This is a genomic window from Allorhizobium sp. DMC15 (assembly GCF_056314065.1).
This window is the reverse complement of the sequence record NZ_JBQUZB010000002.1, coordinates 848,364-864,258: the sequence shown is the minus strand read 5'-3', so window position 1 is coordinate 864,258 and position 15,895 is coordinate 848,364. Positions and strand designations below refer to the sequence as shown.

Below are 15,895 nucleotides of genomic sequence, written 5' to 3'. Positions count from 1 at the left end.
TGATCTTGCCACAAAACAGAAAGGGCTCGCCGTCAGTGCGAGCCCTTTTGCATTGAAGGCCATAGCACCGTCTATGCTGATCAGGCCACGACGATCACGCCGGTGAAGAGTGCGATGATCAGGATGACGAGCACCACGAAGATGAGGATCTTGGCGATTCCGGCCGAAGCACCAGCCACGCCGCGAAAACCCAGCAGGCTGGCGACGGCAGCAATGAGGAGAAAGATCAGGATCCAGTGAAGCATGGGTTTGTTCCTTTCGTTGTTCCATCGGGGAAACAGGGACCGGCAACAATTGTTCCATGCGCACACCGGGCAGTGGGTCGCTGACGCAGTGCAGCAAAAATCGTTTTAAGTTTTTCTGCTCCCACGGAAAGGGACACTTGGGGCCGGATGCGGGCTGGACAGCTGCCGCCTCTTCTGCTCGTCTCCGCAGCGGAGAATCCTGTGATCTACCTCACGGGATGACGTGTGTTGGAGCGAGGGTCACGGAGATGGGATTGAAGATAGGATCGCCAAGGGAGATTTATGCCGGCGAGGCTCGCGTCGCGATGACGCCGGATAGCGCCACCCAGTTGCAGAAACTCGGCTATGAATGCGTGATTGAAAGCGGCGCCGGCAAGGCAGCAGGACTTTCGGACGACGCCTATCGCGCCGCCGGTGTGACCGTGGTTGAGACGGCCGCCGCGCTTTATGAAACGGCCGATATCATCGCCAAGGTGCGTCCGCCGGAAACCTCGGAAGTGGATCGTCTCGGCCCGGGCAAGACGCTGATCTCCTTCTTCTATCCGGCCCAGAATTCCGCTCTGCTCGAACAGGCGAAGGACAAGGGCGCGACCGTCGTTGCCATGGACATGGTGCCGCGCATTTCGCGTGCCCAGAAGATGGACGCCCTGTCGTCGATGGCGAATATCGCAGGCTATCGCGCGGTGATCGAGGCCGGTAACAATTTCGGTCGCTTCTTCACCGGTCAGGTGACCGCCGCCGGCAAGGTGCCGCCGGCCAAGGTTCTCGTCATCGGCGCGGGTGTCGCTGGTCTTGCGGCCATCGGGACCGCCACCTCGCTCGGCGCCATCACCTATGCCTTCGACGTTCGCCCTGAAGTGGCCGAACAGATCGAGAGCATGGGCGCGCAGTTCGTATTCCTCGAATTCGAAGCGACCCAGGATGGAGCGGCGACCGGTGGCTATGCCGCACCGTCTTCGCCGGAATTTCGCGAAAAGCAGCTCGCCAAGTTCCGCGAGCTGGCGCCGGAAATGGACATCGTTATCACCACGGCGCTGATCCCTGGACGTGATGCGCCGAAGCTCTGGCTTGCCGATATGGTTGCCGCGATGAAGCCCGGTTCCGTCGTGGTCGACCTTGCCGCCGAGCGGGGTGGGAACTGCGATCTGACCGTCGCTGACCAGAAGATCGTCTCCGACAATGGCGTCACCATCGTCGGCTACACGGACTTCCCGAGCCGCATGGCCGCACAGTCCTCGACCCTTTACGCCACCAACATTCGTCACATGATGACTGACCTCACACCGGCCAAGGACGGTGTGGTCGTGCACAACATGGAAGACGATGTCATCCGGGGCGCCACCGTTACCAAGGATGGTGAGATCACCTATCCGCCACCGCCGCCGAAGATCCAGGCCATTGCCGCTGCCAAGCCGAAGGAGAAGGTGAAGGAACTGACGGCGGAAGAAAAGCGGGCGCAGGAAATCGCCGCGTTCAAGACGCAGACCCGCAATCAGGTCGCGATGCTCGCCGGTGGCGGTGCGCTGATCCTGCTCGCCGGACTCTATGCGCCTGCCAGCTTCATGAGCCATTTCATCGTTTTCGTGCTCGCCTGCTTCGTCGGTTTCCAGGTCATCTGGAATGTCAGCCATTCGCTGCACACGCCGCTGATGGCGATCACCAATGCCATTTCCTCGATCATCATTCTGGGTGCGCTGATGCAGATTGGATCAGGCAACTTCCTGGTAATCATCCTCGCTGCGCTGTCGGTCTTGATGGCCGGCATCAACATCTTCGGTGGCTTCATGGTCACCCGGCGCATGCTCGCCATGTTCCAGAAGTCTTGAGTTAAGGGAGGGGACACACACATGGAATACGGATTCACCACAGCGGCCTATGTCGTCGCAGCTGTTCTCTTCATCCTGTCGCTCGGCGGCCTCTCGGGTCAGGAAAGCGCCAAGCGCGCCGTCTGGTATGGCATCGTCGGCATGGGGCTCGCGGTCCTCGCGACGCTTTACGGTCCCGGCGCCGGCAACTGGTTCGTCTCGGTCGTGATGATCGCCATCGGTGGCGGCATCGGCTGGGTCGTCGCCCAACGGGTGCAGATGACCGAAATGCCGCAGCTTGTGGCCGCCATGCATTCGCTGGTCGGTCTTGCCGCCGTCTTCATCGGTTTCAATGCCGAAATCGAGATGTGGCGGATTGCCAGCACGATCGCGGATGCGGGCATCGCCTTCTGTGACCCGGCCGTGAATGCGGTCGCTTGCGCCATCCAGGCGGGCCACACCGACCTTTTCAAGGATTTCACCGGCTTTGCGTTGAAGATCGCGGAGAAGACCGGGCCCGAGATTGCCGTCCTGAAGATCGAGGTCTTCCTTGGTGTCTTCATCGGTGCGGTTACCTTTACGGGCTCGGTCGTTGCCTATGGCAAGCTCGCCGGCAAGGTCGATGGCAAGGCCAAGAAGCTGCCGGGCGGTCATCTCTTGAATGCTGGTGCAGCCCTCGGCTCGCTCCTGTTGCTGGTGCTCTACTTCAACGGCGCGGGCAGCTGGACGCTGATCCTGATGACGCTTCTGGCGCTCTTCATCGGTTACCACTTGATCATGGGCATCGGCGGCGCCGACATGCCGGTCGTTGTCTCGATGCTCAACAGCTATTCGGGCTGGGCTGCTGCGGCCATCGGCTTCTCGCTCTCGAACGATCTCCTGATCGTCGTCGGCGCGCTGGTCGGCTCCTCGGGTGCGATCCTCTCCTACATCATGTGCAAGGCGATGAACCGCAGCTTCATCTCGGTCATCCTGGGCGGCTTCGGCGGCACCTCGGGCCCGCAGATGGAAGTGACCGGCGAGCAGATCGCCATCGATGGCGATGGCGTTGCCAATGCGCTCAACGATGCTGACTCGATCATCATCGTTCCGGGCTACGGCATGGCGGTTGCGCAGGCTCAGCAGTCGGTGTCGGAGCTGACCCGCAAGCTGCGCGCGGCTGGCAAGACCGTGCGCTTCGCGATCCATCCGGTCGCAGGCCGCCTGCCGGGCCACATGAACGTGCTGCTAGCCGAAGCGAAAGTGCCCTACGACATCGTCCTCGAAATGGACGAGATCAACGAGGACTTCCCCGAGACGGACGTCGTCATCGTCATCGGCTCGAATGACATCGTCAACCCGGCCGCCCAGGAAGACCCGAACTCACCGATCGCCGGCATGCCGGTTCTCGAAGTCTGGAAGGCAAAGCAGGTCTTCGTCTCCAAGCGCGGCCAGGGCACGGGCTATTCCGGCATCGAGAACCCGCTGTTCTACAAGGAGAATACGCGGATGTTCTACGGTGACGCGAAGAAGTCGATCGACAGTATTTTGCCGCTGATTAAGTAAGGCGGGTACGATTTGAGAAGCAGGAAAGCCGGGTGGTGACGCCCGGCTTTTTTGTTGGCTGCCGAAGCGCCCTCGTGAAAATCTGGCTTTAATAGCCGGCCTCTTTCTGATGCCTGAATGCCAGAATGCGCACGGCATCCTCCGGCTTTTCGTAGTGGTAGAGAGCGACATAGCCACTCGCGCCGAACCCAATCGTCAATTCTCGCAAGCCTGGAAAGCGTGGCAGGGGCCGTCCCCGTTCCGGGCTGCTGGCAAGGAGTTCAAACTGCCGTTTGATTTCTTTCGCTGCCTTTCCGGCGGCCTCCGGTGAGCTTGCCTCAAGAAAGCGACGGCATCTTTCCAAGCCAATCGCCGCTCCTTCCGTGACGATTACTCGTGGCACTCGGGCACCGGTTTCTCGTCGGCTGTGCCCCAGGTTTCGAGCCAGTCGCTCACCTCGTCCAGCGTCAGGTGGCGACCCGTTGCCTTGTAAGCCGTCCAGGATGCAAGTGCCTCGCGCGTGAAGGTCTCACGCGCCTCTTCCCGCTCCACATACTGCTCAATCGCTTCCAGCATCAGTCCATGCGCCGAGCGTTTGCGCTCATTGGCCAGTTGCTGCACCCGCTCTTTCAATGCGTCATCGATTTTCAGCGAGGTCGCCATGGGCGCTCCAGACTACCGGGTGATACCTCATAACAAGATAGTGGGATGGCCAAGACAAGTCCATACGAACGGAGTGACGCTGTCATCGGGCACGCATGGCTTTGAAACGCAAAACCCCGCCATGTTGGCGGGGGTTTCGTATCGGTCGCGGATCAAACATCCGCCTTGAACGTCTGCTTCTGGGTGCCAAGCCCCTCGATGCCGAGCTCGACCACGTCCCCGGCTTTCAGGAACTGCGGGGGCTTCATGCCGAGGCCGACGCCCGGAGGCGTGCCGGTGGAGATGATGTCGCCGGGATGCAGGCTCATGAACTGGCTGAGATAGGAAACAACGTGGGCAACGCCGTAGACCATGGTCTTCGACGAGCCGTCCTGCATCATCTTGCCGTTGACGGAGAGCCACATCTTGAGGTCATGCGGGTTGGCGATCTCGTCCTTGGTGACGAGCCAGGGGCCAATCGGGCCGAAGGTGTCGCAGGACTTACCCTTGGTCCACTGACCCGCACGTTCGGTCTGGAAGGCACGTTCCGAGACATCGTGAGAGACGCAGTATCCGGCGACATAATCCATGGCGTCCGCTTCGGAGACATATTTCGCGGTCTTGCCGATGACGACGCCGAGTTCGACTTCCCAGTCTGTCTTTTCCGAGCCGCGCGGGATGAGGACGTCATCATTAGGGCCGCAGATCGCAGAAGTCGCCTTCATGAAGATGACCGGCTCCGGCGGCACGGTAGCACCCGTTTCGGCGGCGTGGTCGGAATAGTTGAGGCCGATGCAGATGAACTTGCCGGTGCCGGCAACGCAGGCGCCAATACGATCCACCGTGATTTCCGGCAGCGAGGCCGGATCGATGGCCGCGATCTTGGCCAGGCCTTCCGGCGAGATGGCAGCGCCGCCGATATCGGCGACGTGGCCCGAGAGGTCACGAACCTTGCCATCCTTGTCGAGGATCGCAGGCTTTTCCTGACCCAGCGGGCCGACACGCATCAGTTTCATGGTGTTCTTCCTTCTTCAGAATTAGATCGTCCAGCCGCCGTCGATGGCAAAGGCCTGGCCTGAGGTATAGGTGGCGCCGGCGATGTAGACGGCGAGGTCGGCGATTTCTTCCGGCGTGCCGAGCCGGCCCATCGGCTGGCGCGCGATGAAGGCGGCGCGGGCCGCATCGTAATCGCCCTGGGCACGCATACGATCCTGTAACGACGGGCTTTCGACGGTGCCCGGGCAGATCGCGTTGCAGCGGATGCCCTGCGTCACGTAATCGGCAGCCACTGACTTGGTCAAGCCGACAACCGCCGCCTTGGTCACCGTGTAGGCACACCGGTTCGGCACGCCCTTCACCGAGCTTGCTACAGACGCCATGTTGATAATTGACCCTTCGCCGCGCTCCAGCATGGCCGGCAGAACCGCACGGATCGTGCGGATCATGGCGCGCACGTTGAGGTCGAAGGCAAAGTCGAGATCCTTGTCGGCCATGTCCAGAACGGTGCCGCCATGCACGACACCGGCGCAATTGAACAGCACGTCGAAGGGACCGGTCTCGGCGACAACGAGTTGCACTGCCTCGTCGTTCAGAACGTCGAGCTTGCGGGTCGTAATCCCGGCCTCGCCATCCAGCGTTGCCAGGGCGTCCGTGTTGATGTCGGTTGCCACGACCGTCGCACCGGCGCGCGCGAAAGCGAGTGCGCTGGCGCGACCGATACCCTGGCCGGCGGCCGTTACCAGCACATGCTTGTTCTTCAAAGGCAGGTTCATCCTCTTGGCTCCTCCAGCCGATCTCTCGTCACTCGACCCTTGCATATTCCGGCAGAGGATGCGAGCTTCATTCATATGCAAAACATTTATTCATGATCGTCAAGGTCACACTGGCGGGTTCAAGGAGAGAAATGCGTGACTGATCTTGACCAGGACCGCTACCGGGCGCCGGCGCTCGACAAGGGACTCGATATTCTGGAGCTTCTGGCAGGCGTCGACGGGGGCTTGAGCCAGGCTGAGATCGCCAAGAAGCTCGATCGCAGCCCCAATGAATTCTATCGGATGCTCGATCGGCTGGTGAAACGAGGCTACGTCGCACGGCTCGATGGCGACCGTTATGTCCTGACGCTGAAGCTGTTCGGTCTTGCCCAGCTGCATGCGCCCACCCGCCGGCTTGCGTCGCTGGCCATGCCACTGATGCGGCAACTGGCCGATGTCACGCAGCAGGAAAACCACATCGTTGTCTATGACCGGGGCCACCCGGTCGTGATCGCCCAGATCGAGGCCCCCAATTACTGGGGAATTTCCATCCGTGTCGGTTCTCGAATGGGTTTGTTCGACACCGGTTCGGGTCACGTGCTGCTGGCCTTTCGCAGTCCCGAAGTGCGGGCGATGATGGTGGCGGAGCATGTGGCAAGCGGCGGACCGGAGGGCCGGATGACCGAAGCGTTTGCCGCGCGACTGGAACAGATCCGTGCCCGCGGCTACGAGATGATGCCGAGCGCGCAGACGGCCGGGGTCATGAACCTTTCAGCCCCGATCGTCGGCGCCGACGGCGAGGCAATCGGGGCGCTCACAGTGCCTTACATCACGATCATCAATGCCCCCGAAGCGCCCGATATTACCCGCACGGTCGAGGCACTGACGGACACCGCCCGTCGGATCTCAGCGCTGGTGGGAGCCGGCCTCGGAGCGGAGTTCTCTGATACAGATTGACTTTCATCGGCCTTGGGAGGGGCCTGACATGATCATCGATACGCATCTTCACCTGATCTACCGTAACCGACTGACTTATCCCTGGCTCCGGGACGAACCGCAACTCGATGCCGATTTTACCTGGGAGACCTATTCACGAGAGGCAAGGCGGCTGGGGATTTCCTCGGTGCTGCACATGGAGGTGGATGTTGCACCCGGCGATATCGCCGCCGAGACCGATATGGTCCAGGCATTGTCGCACTCAGCCGGAAGCCTCCTGCGTGGCGTGATTGCCTCGTGCCGCCCGGAAGAGGCCGGGTTTGCCGCCTATCTGGAGACGCAGCTCTGCAACCCCTTCGTCAAGGGTTTCCGCCGCGTGCTGCATGTCGTTCCGGACGATGTGTCCGAGGGGGCCTTGTTCCGGGAAAACGTGAAGCGTCTCTCCGGGACGGGACTGACCTTCGATCTCTGCATGTTCCCGCATCAGGTCGACAAGGCAAAGGCGCTGATCGATCTCGCGCCCGACGTTACGTTTATCCTGGATCACTGCGGTGTGCCCGACATCAAGGGGCATGGTTACGAGAGTTGGAAGGCCGGTATCACGGAGATCGCGCAAAGAGATAATGTCCGCGTCAAGATCTCCGGTATCCCCGCCTATGGCGATCGCGAAACATGGACGCTGGAAGATCTGAAACCTTATTTCGATCACACGATCGGGGCCTTCGGTTTCGATCGGGCCATCTGGGGGTCCGATTGGCCGGTCTGCACCCTCGGTGGAGGCCTGTCGACCTGGGTCGCAACCACGCAGGCGCTCTTGCATGGCTGCACGATCGAGGAAAAGGAACAGGTCTTTTCCGAAAATGCCAAGCAGCTGTGGCGATTGGGTTAGAGGTGCTTGTCGCGCTCGGCCAGCAGTCGACGCAGATAGCCGCGCATGGCCACGATCAACGCCTCGATATCGGCATTTGATGCGGTCAGGTCCTGCAGCGCATAGCTTTGCAGAATGATGCCGTCGATGCCGATCAGCATCTGGCGACCGACGGCTCTGCCGATGCGCCGGAGTTCGTCATCGCTGTCGTCCTCGAAGACCAGATGCCCGTAAAAGTCGATATATGCATTGTACTGCCGCGCCGCGAGCCATTCGGAGCCTTTGGTGCGAAGCGCGTAAAGGGTAAGCTCGGTCTGGGCGATCTGCTTGTTGCGGGTGCGCTGGATGTAGCGCCAGCTTGTTCGGATCAGGGCTTCCACCCGGTCCTCCGGCGCCGGCGGCAGGGCGACTTCCTGGCGATAGGCCGTGTCCATTTCCGCCAGCAAGTCTTCGAGGACCGCAATCAGCAGGCTTTCCTTGCTGTCGAAGTAATAGTGCAGGGTCGCGAGCTTCACGCCCGCCGAGGCCGCGATCCGCCGAGTCGTCAGCGCCTCCATGCCGCCTTCCTCGAGCGCTTCGCGCGCGCCGCGGATAATTCGCAGACGGGTTTCAACACCTTTGCGTGTTGCACCGGCCGGGCGTCCGCGGGAAGCGTCGGCCGATGATCTGTCAGTCGCAGCGTCTGCCGCCTTGTTCATCGGCCCCCTCCGGCATCGAAGGTGACGCGACCGTCGCAGATGGTCATCACAGGCGACAGCGAGGCGATGTCGGCCGGCGGGGTGGTCTCGATGTTGCCGGAGAGCACCACGACATCGGCGAGATAGCCGGGTTTCAGGACGCCCTTTCGATCTTCCATGTATTCGACCCAGGCGCCGGTGCGGGTATAGGCGGCGAGGGTTTCGGCAAGGCTCAGGCGCTGGTCCGGCATATCGTCCGCCCAAGGCTGACGGGTCATTGCATCACCGATGCAGCTCAGGGGCGGCAGTGGCGAGACCGGCCAGTCGGTGGCGAAAACGATGGTGGCGCCGGCGTCTACCAATGTCTTCCAGGCAAAGGCATAGGGCCAACGCTCGCGACCGATATAGGTGAGGTAAGGCTCGAGCGGCAGCCCGGCCGAGCCCGGAGGATGCGTCGGCTGCATCGAGGCGATCGTGCCTGTCTCCGCAAAGCGGGGAATATCGTCCGGGTGCACGACCTCGATATGCTCGATGCGGTTACGCATGTCGCTTTTGCCATTTGTGGCAATGGAGGCTTCGTAGCCGTCAAGCACCATCCGCACCGCACCATCCCCGATGGCATGGACCGCGACCGGCATGCCCAGGCGGTTGGCTTCGGTCGCGACCGCATTGAAGGCCTCGGCGGAAAACAGCGGTTCGCCCTTCCAGCCGGGCTTGTGGGCATAATCGTCGACGAAGACGGCAGTTTCGCCTTCGGTCACGCCGTCCATGAACAGCTTGACGAAGTTGCAGCGCAGCTTGTCGGTATCGAAGCGCTTCTTCCAGGCCGCGGCCTTCTCCTCCAGATCGGAGAGCGGCATGAAGTTCTTCATGTGGTAGGGCATGCGAACCCGAACGGGCAGGCCGTCGGTCTTTTCTATCTCGTCCAGCATCTCCAGCTGATAGAGGTTGCCGTCCATGTTCTGGAACGAGGTGATTCCGAGAGACGCGCAATAGGCGAGCCCTTTCTTCAATACGGCGATATCGCCAGCGCGTTCCTCCGACGTGACGTGCGCGGGGTCACCACCGGTGCCCACACCCAGGCTTTCCCGGGCTCCGGTCACGCCCATGGAGGCAACCGGTCTGATGGCGTTGGTTTCGCGCAGTTCGCCATTGGCCAGGCCATCGTCCCCCATGACGATTTCGTTGCCGACACCCACGTCGCCGCCCTTGATGATGCCGGCCTTTTCCAGAGCGATTGTGTTGGCCCAGGCCGTGTGGTGGTCCGGCGCGTACATCAGGAAGGGTCGGTCGGCAATGATGCGGTCAAGGTGGTGGCGCGTCACCCGCTCGGTCTCGGAGAGAATGGTGTAATCTGCCGTTTGGGCAACCAGCAGCGGAAGGTCTGGATGGGCTGCCGCATAGTCGCGCACCGCTTTGTTTAGTGCATCGAAGCCCTTCACGCCGAAAAGCGAGAGTTCTCCCAGCGAAACCGAACCACCGAAGATATGCATATGGGCTTCGTTGAAGCCGGGCAGCACCGTTGCCCCTTTCGCGTCTATGATGCGGGTCTGCGCATCCGCGAGCGCAAGGATCTCGGCATTCGAACCGACTGCGGTCACTTTGTTGCCAGTCAGCGCGACCGCTTCTGCCCTGGGGCGCTCGTCATCCATGGTCAGGACGATTGCATTGTGGATGATGATATCAGCGCTCATGATTGTTCTTTCTCAGGCCTGGAATGTGATGCGACCGTCGCAGATCGTGACGGCGGGACGGACGGTGTCCATGATCTGGTCTGCGGAAACGGTTTCGATGTCCTTCGTCAGGGTCACGACGTCCGCTAGATATCCCGGCTTCAGCATGCCCTTGCGGTCCTCCATGAATTCCACCCAGGCGCCGATCGCGGTATAGGCCTCAAGCGCTTCCTCAAGCGAGAAGCGTTGGTCCTTCAGGCCCTCCTTCCAGGGCTTGCGGGTCAGAGCGTCCTGGATGCACTGGAAGGGTGAGACGGGGGAGACCGGCCAGTCTGACGCGAAGACGACCGGGGCGCCGGCTTCCTTCATCGTGCGCCAGGCATAGGCATAGTCCCAGCGATCTTCGCCGATTTTGGCGGTGGTCGGTTCGGCCGGGAAGCAGGTGCCGCCGGGATAATGGACCGGCTGCATGGAGGCGACGATGCCGAGTTCGGCGAAACGCGGGATATCGTCGGGATGGATGATCTCGATATGCTCGATGCGGTGGCGGTTGTCGTTCTTGCCGTTCGACTTCACTGCAGCCTCGTATCCGTCGAGTGTCTGGCGGATCGCGGCGCTGCCGATCGCGTGGACAGCGATCTGCAAGCCAAGCGCGTCGGCCTTCGTGGCGATCGCGTTGAAGGCCTCTGGCGCGAACAGCGGCTCATAGGTGTATCCGGGACGATCGCCATATCCGTCCAGCATGTAGGCGGTCTGGCTGTCGAGAACGCCGTCCATGAAGACCTTGACGAAATCGCCGCGCAGCATGTCGGTGGTGAATTCTTTTTTCCATTCGGCTGCCTTGTCCAGGTCGGACAGGGCCATGAAGTTCTTCATGTGATAGGGAATGCGAATGCGGCAGGAGAGCTCGCCGGACAGTTCGAGATCCCGCATCAGGCGAAGCTGATAATGGTTGCCGTCGAAATTCTGGATCGAGGTGACGCCCCAGGAGGCGCAGTAATCGAGGCCGGCCTTGAGAATTGCGCGGTCGAGGGCGAACTGCTCGGGGGTGACATTCTCCGGATCCATGCCGGTGACCATGCCGAGTTCTTCACGACCGCCGGTCGAGGCGAGTGCTGCGACCGGACCGAAGGCGTTGCCTTCGCGCAGTTCGCCGCTGGCCAGCCCGTCCGATCCCATCACGACCTCGTTGCCGATGCCGACATCCTTGCCTTGCAGCAGACCTGCCATTTCCAGCGCCATGGTGTTGGCCCAAGCGGTGTGGTGATCGGGTGCGAACATCATGAAGGGACGATTGGGCAGAATGGCATCGAGATGCTGGCGGGTGCAGGGCTCCGTCAGCGAGATGATCGAATAGTCGGCCGAAAAGCCCATCAGCAGCGGCTCGTCCGGGTTCTTAGCGGCATAGTCGAGGATCGCGGATTTCAGCGCCTCGAAACCCTGAACGCCGTGGAGGTTCAGCTGGCGCAGCGACACCGAGCCGGGGAAGATGTGCATATGGGCTTCGTTGAAGCCGGGCATCACGGTTGCCCCGCTTGCGTCGATCACGCGGGTGGACGCAATCGCCAAAGCCTCGATTTCGGCGCGCGTGCCAACGGCGAGGATGCGATTTCCGGAGAGCGCCACGGCCTCGGCGCGCGGGGCCGCTTTGTCCATGGTCAGCACACGGCCGTTGGTGATGATGATGTCTGCAGTCGCTGCCATTTCGGTGTCCTTTGATTTCATGCGGTCCAGGCGCAAAGCGCGCGGAAAAAGGCGAAGTTGTCGTGTTTCAATTCGTCGTCCAGCGGGTTCGGTTGGGACGAGAGCTTGACGATAACCGTCTCCGAGGAGGGGTCGACATAGAGCCATTGGCCGTGGATGCCGATCGCGCAGAAGGCCCCATCGGGCTCGCCCGACTGATACCATTGGCTGCGATAGCGTCCGTTGGGGAAGAAGTTGGATTTTCCGTCGACCCAGGCTTGGTGATCGCCTCTGGTCAGCATGTCGGAGAGCCAAGCGTCAGGGATGATGCGCCGGCCGTCGACCATGCCACCGTTGCGCAGCATCTCGCCGACGCGGGCGAGGTCGCGGGCGGTGACGGAGATGCCACCTGCGGCGCGCGCCGTGCCTTCGGCATCGACGGTGACGCTTGCATGGTGGCGGGCGCCGAGCGGTTTCCACAGGCGTTTGGACAGCGCATCGGCATAGCGATCGCCGGTCGCGCGCTCGATCAGCACCCCGAGCAGGTCAGAATTGGGGGAGGCGTAGAAATGCGCCCCGCCATGCGGGTGGGCGTCTTTCTGAAGGTTCAGCAGGAACGCGAGCAAGGTTTCGTTCGGGCTGGATGGGACGGCCGGGTTCCACAGCGTGGCGCGGCGATAGCGCGCATAGGCGCCGTCCGTGTTCAGATAGGCCTCATCGAAGGCGAGGCTGACGCGCATGTCGAGCACGTCGCGGATGGTGCAGTCGCCATAGGCAGAGGCTCTGGCTTCCGGCAACAGGCTGGTCACCGGGGCATCGGGGTCGATCAAGCCGTCTGATTCCAGCGTTGCGAGGACGAGGGCGGTCAGCGATTTGCTGACCGAGAATACGATATGGCGCTGATCGATGCCCGCATGGGGCGCATAGTGTTCGGCAACGATCTTGCCCGCCTTCATCAGTACGAAGGCATCGGTGTGGGCATAATCGAGATAGGAGCCGACATCCGGTTGCCCGGCCAGCCCTTGAGGCAGCGCCTGATGCAGCAGGTCGGATGCGACAGGCGCGCCTTCCGCTCTCTCTGCGGTCGCGGCAATCGCGGCGCTCGGCACCAACTCCTCGGCATGGCCGAAGCTGAAACGGCTAAAGGGCGCCGTTCGCCAGTTGGCGAGCGTGAGCGTATTCCTTTCGAAGCCATAGGTCTCGGCAAAGCGCGTCGCCATCCGTAAATGCTCCTCCTGCGGGAGGGCCGTTGGCCCTCCCGTTCTTGTCGTTCTTGTGGTTTTCGGATCGACGTTACTTCTGAATTTCGGTCCAGATCTTCGCGTAGAGCTGTGCGACCTCCGGTTCGCAGGTCAGCAGGAATTCGCCGGCCTTTTCCAGTTCGGGCGGAGCGACAAGCTCGGGTGCGTCCTTCATCGCCGGGTCCATGAACGCTTCCGAACCCTTGATGCCGTTGGCATATTTGGCGAAGTTTGACAGCAGCGCGGCATTTTCCGGTGCCATGATGAAGTTCAGGAATGCCTTGGCGTTGTCGGGGTTCTTGGCATCCTTGAGGATCGCGGCACTGTCCATGAAGACGGGATAACCTTCCTTAGGATAGCCGAACTTCACTTCCGGGTTCTGCAGGCGCGAGCGCATGATCGCGCCGTTCCAGTAGTAGACGCCGGCATAGTCACCCGTGGGCAGCTTGTCCGTGACGCTGTAATCCATGGCAAGCCACTTGGATTTCGCTTCGACCAGCTTGTCACGCACCTTGCGCAGCAGTTCCTTGTCGGTGGTGCACCACGAGCCGCCAAAGTACTTGATCGTGGCGAAGAGCACGTCGTTCATTTCCGGCGTGACGTTGATCTTGCCGACCAGTTCTTCCGGTGGATCCAGGAAGATAGCGGAGGTGTTGAGGTCACCCTTGTAGAACTTGGTGTTGACGCCGATGCCGGTCACGCCCCACTGCCACGGAACGGAATAGTGACGGCCCGGATCCCAGGCGACATCCGTCCAGCGCGGATCGACATTCTTGAAGTTTTCCATCTGGTCCGGACGGGACTCAAGCAGCAGGCCTTCGTTGATCCAGATGGGCATGTAGTTGGCGGAGGGAACGACGATGTCGAAGCCGTGGCCTCCGGCGCGGACCTTGGCGAGCGCCGTGTCATTCGAATCGTAGTCAGTCACGGTGACCTTGACGTCGAATTCCTTCTCGAACTTCTTGATCAGCTCAGGGCTGGTGTAGTCCCCCCAGTTGTAGATGTTGAGCTCGCCTGCGGCCGATGCTGCGCCCGCAAGGCTCAGCAGGGTGAGTGTGGCCATAGCCGTCGTCGTCATCCATTTCATTGTCATTCTCCGTTCCTCTCTGTTTTTAAGTCGTTGTCAGGCTTGCGGCTTGCGCCGGTTGATGAAGAAGAAGGCCACGATCAACACCGTCGACAGTGCCAGGAAGATGCTGGCGATGGCGTTGATCTCAGGCGTCGTTTCGCGTCTGATCTGGCCGAGCATGTAGGTGGGAAGCGTGTCCTGCCCGCCGGATTTGACGAATTCGGTGATGACGACGTCATCGAGCGAGATCACGAAGGCGAGCATGAAGCCGGCAATGATTGCAGGACGCAGCAGCGGCAGGGTGACGAAGCGGAACGCCCGCCAGGGGGTGGCGTAAAGATCGGCTGCAGCCCGTTCCAGGGTCAGATCCATGCTTTCGAGACGAGCGCGGATGGGAAGATAGGCAAAGGGGATGCAAAACGCCGTGTGGGCCATGATCAGGTATCCGAGGCCAGAGTAGCCGGTCCATACCTTGATGCGCGAGAAAACGATCAGAAGCGCCACGGCTGTGACGATCTCCGGCACCATCAGGGGCTGGTTGATCGCCGCATATTTCAGCGTGAGGCCGCGATACCCCTCGGTTCGCGTGGTCGCCAATGCCGCCATGGTCGCAACGATCGTTGCGAGGCCGGCTGCCCAGAGCGCGATGATCAGCGAGCGGAGTGCTGCGTCCTGTACCGCACTGTTGTGCCAGGCGGCGGCAAACCAGCGCATGGAGAAGCCGCCCCAAACCGAGAGGCTGTCGCTGGCATTGAATGAATAGGCCACCAGCGCGCCGATCGGCAGGTAGAGCGCAAAGAAGGTGAAGAGCGCAACAAGGCCAAAGCCCGGTTGGCTGCGGATGTCGAAACGACGCTCAGACATGGCCAGCTCCCGACTTCGAAGCATTGCGGACATAGAAGATGAGGGCCAGCATCACCAGAGCCATCAGCGTGATGGACATGGCCGCCCCGAGCGGCCAATTGCGGCCGGAGCCGAACTGCATCTCGATCAGGTTGCCGAGCATCATGTTCTTGCCGCCACCCAGCACGCGTGGAATGACATAGGCGCCGAGCGAGGGGATGAAGACCAGGATGGAGCCGGCAATCAAGCCCGGTTTCACCAGCGGGATGACGATCCGCCACAGCACCTGCAGCCGGTTGGCATAGAGATCATAGCCGGCCTCGACGAGGCGGAAATCGAGCTTCTCGATCGAGGCATACAGCGGCAGCACCATCAGCGGCAGGTAGACATAGGTCATGCCCAGGAGGTTCGCCACGTCGGTATAGATGATCTGCAGGGGGCTATCGATGACGCCGAGCCAGATGAGCACGTTGTTGACGATGCCTTCGTTCCGGATGACCTGCTGCATCGCGAAGGTGCGGATCAGGAGATTGGTCCAGAACGGAATGGTGATCAGGAAGACCCAGATTTCACGGCTCTTTGCAGGGCGCGTGGCGATGAAATAGGCGGTGGGGAAGCCGAGAATCAGGGTAAGGATGGTGGTGTAGAAAGAGAGTTTGAGCGATCGCCAGATGATCGAAAGATGGGCACTGGCGAGGCCGAAGGTGTCGTCGAAGATGTCGCGCTCGAAGAAGACGGAGAACCACCCCTCCATCGAGAACTCCCAGGGCTTGACGTCGCCATAGTCGCCCTTGGCCAGGAAGGAATAGACCAGCATCACGAAGAGCGGGCCGATGGCTGCGACGAAGATGATGAGAAGCGCCGGGAGGCTCAGAAGCCAGCGGTTTCGGATGTCGCGCGATTTGGCAATTTCGGGGGCCGTCTGGATCGCGCTCATT

General features: G+C 61.2%; 16 protein-coding genes. 4 read left to right on the top strand and 12 right to left on the bottom strand.

The features are described from left to right. Positions 1 to 80: 80 nt before the first annotated feature. On the bottom strand, positions 81 to 245 hold the full coding sequence (locus tag ACT53S_RS12725) for a DUF1328 domain-containing protein (RefSeq protein ID WP_113375917.1): 165 nt from the start codon (positions 243 to 245) through the stop codon (positions 81 to 83). A gap of 254 nt (positions 246 to 499) precedes the next feature. Here ACT53S_RS12725 and ACT53S_RS12720 point away from each other — a divergent pair, with 254 nt between their 5' ends. Further along, a complete protein-coding gene (locus ACT53S_RS12720) occupies positions 500 to 2,071 on the top strand; it encodes a Re/Si-specific NAD(P)(+) transhydrogenase subunit alpha (protein ID WP_142071943.1) in 1,572 nt (523 codons plus the stop codon). Between the two features lie 21 nt (positions 2,072 to 2,092). Then, positions 2,093 to 3,595 carry an NAD(P)(+) transhydrogenase (Re/Si-specific) subunit beta gene (locus ACT53S_RS12715; protein ID WP_476067251.1) on the top strand — a complete coding sequence of 501 codons (1,503 nt, stop codon included), beginning with the start codon at positions 2,093 to 2,095 and terminating at the stop codon, positions 3,593 to 3,595. A gap of 88 nt (positions 3,596 to 3,683) precedes the next feature. Here ACT53S_RS12715 and ACT53S_RS12710 read toward each other — a convergent pair whose 3' ends face one another. The 4 genes from ACT53S_RS12710 to ACT53S_RS12695 all read right to left on the bottom strand — a co-directional run bounded on the left by ACT53S_RS12710 (position 3,684) and on the right by ACT53S_RS12695 (position 5,988). After that, positions 3,684 to 3,977, bottom strand: coding sequence for a type II toxin-antitoxin system RelE/ParE family toxin (locus tag ACT53S_RS12710; protein ID WP_476067250.1), 294 nt, complete (start codon positions 3,975 to 3,977; stop codon positions 3,684 to 3,686). Further along, complete coding sequence (locus tag ACT53S_RS12705; RefSeq protein WP_113375921.1) at positions 3,965 to 4,237, bottom strand: CopG family ribbon-helix-helix protein; 273 nt, start codon at positions 4,235 to 4,237, stop codon at positions 3,965 to 3,967. Before ACT53S_RS12705 ends, ACT53S_RS12710 begins: the two co-directional genes overlap by 13 nt. 152 nt (positions 4,238 to 4,389) lie before the next feature. Next, positions 4,390 to 5,232 carry a fumarylacetoacetate hydrolase family protein gene (locus ACT53S_RS12700; RefSeq protein ID WP_476067249.1) on the bottom strand — a complete coding sequence of 281 codons (843 nt, stop codon included), beginning with the start codon at positions 5,230 to 5,232 and terminating at the stop codon, positions 4,390 to 4,392. A 21-nt stretch (positions 5,233 to 5,253) separates the two neighbouring features. Beyond that, on the bottom strand, positions 5,254 to 5,988 hold the full coding sequence (locus tag ACT53S_RS12695) for an SDR family oxidoreductase (RefSeq protein ID WP_113375923.1): 735 nt from the start codon (positions 5,986 to 5,988) through the stop codon (positions 5,254 to 5,256). A gap of 135 nt (positions 5,989 to 6,123) precedes the next feature. Here ACT53S_RS12695 and ACT53S_RS12690 point away from each other — a divergent pair, with 135 nt between their 5' ends. Continuing rightward, positions 6,124 to 6,924 carry an IclR family transcriptional regulator gene (locus ACT53S_RS12690; RefSeq protein WP_476067248.1) on the top strand — a complete coding sequence of 267 codons (801 nt, stop codon included), beginning with the start codon at positions 6,124 to 6,126 and terminating at the stop codon, positions 6,922 to 6,924. Positions 6,925 to 6,952: 28 nt separating this feature from the next. Beyond that, the gene (locus tag ACT53S_RS12685) at positions 6,953 to 7,792 is read left to right on the top strand and encodes an amidohydrolase family protein (protein ID WP_476067247.1); all 840 of its coding nucleotides are present in this window, start codon (positions 6,953 to 6,955) and stop codon (positions 7,790 to 7,792) included. Here ACT53S_RS12685 and ACT53S_RS12680 read toward each other — a convergent pair. From ACT53S_RS12680 to ACT53S_RS12650, 7 genes are all read right to left on the bottom strand, one after another. Further along, complete coding sequence (locus ACT53S_RS12680; RefSeq protein WP_113375926.1) at positions 7,789 to 8,469, bottom strand: TetR/AcrR family transcriptional regulator; 681 nt, start codon at positions 8,467 to 8,469, stop codon at positions 7,789 to 7,791. The genes ACT53S_RS12685 and ACT53S_RS12680 overlap by 4 nt on opposite strands. Next, positions 8,466 to 10,142, bottom strand: a complete 1,677-nt coding sequence (locus ACT53S_RS12675; protein WP_476067246.1) for an amidohydrolase — start codon at positions 10,140 to 10,142, stop codon at positions 8,466 to 8,468. Before ACT53S_RS12675 ends, ACT53S_RS12680 begins: the two co-directional genes overlap by 4 nt. A gap of 12 nt (positions 10,143 to 10,154) precedes the next feature. Further along, positions 10,155 to 11,825, bottom strand: coding sequence for an amidohydrolase (locus tag ACT53S_RS12670; RefSeq protein WP_476067245.1), 1,671 nt, complete (start codon positions 11,823 to 11,825; stop codon positions 10,155 to 10,157). A 17-nt stretch (positions 11,826 to 11,842) separates the two neighbouring features. Continuing rightward, entirely contained in the window at positions 11,843 to 13,024 is a 1,182-nt protein-coding gene (locus ACT53S_RS12665) for a serine hydrolase domain-containing protein (protein ID WP_476067244.1), read from the bottom strand. Positions 13,025 to 13,097: 73 nt separating this feature from the next. After that, a complete protein-coding gene (locus tag ACT53S_RS12660; RefSeq protein ID WP_142071920.1) occupies positions 13,098 to 14,132 on the bottom strand; it encodes an ABC transporter substrate-binding protein in 1,035 nt (344 codons plus the stop codon). Positions 14,133 to 14,168: 36 nt separating this feature from the next. Further along, on the bottom strand, positions 14,169 to 14,978 hold the full coding sequence (locus tag ACT53S_RS12655; RefSeq protein WP_476067243.1) for an ABC transporter permease: 810 nt from the start codon (positions 14,976 to 14,978) through the stop codon (positions 14,169 to 14,171). Further along, positions 14,971 to 15,885, bottom strand: coding sequence for an ABC transporter permease (locus ACT53S_RS12650; RefSeq protein ID WP_142072197.1), 915 nt, complete (start codon positions 15,883 to 15,885; stop codon positions 14,971 to 14,973). Before ACT53S_RS12650 ends, ACT53S_RS12655 begins: the two co-directional genes overlap by 8 nt. Positions 15,886 to 15,895 lie beyond the last annotated feature (10 nt).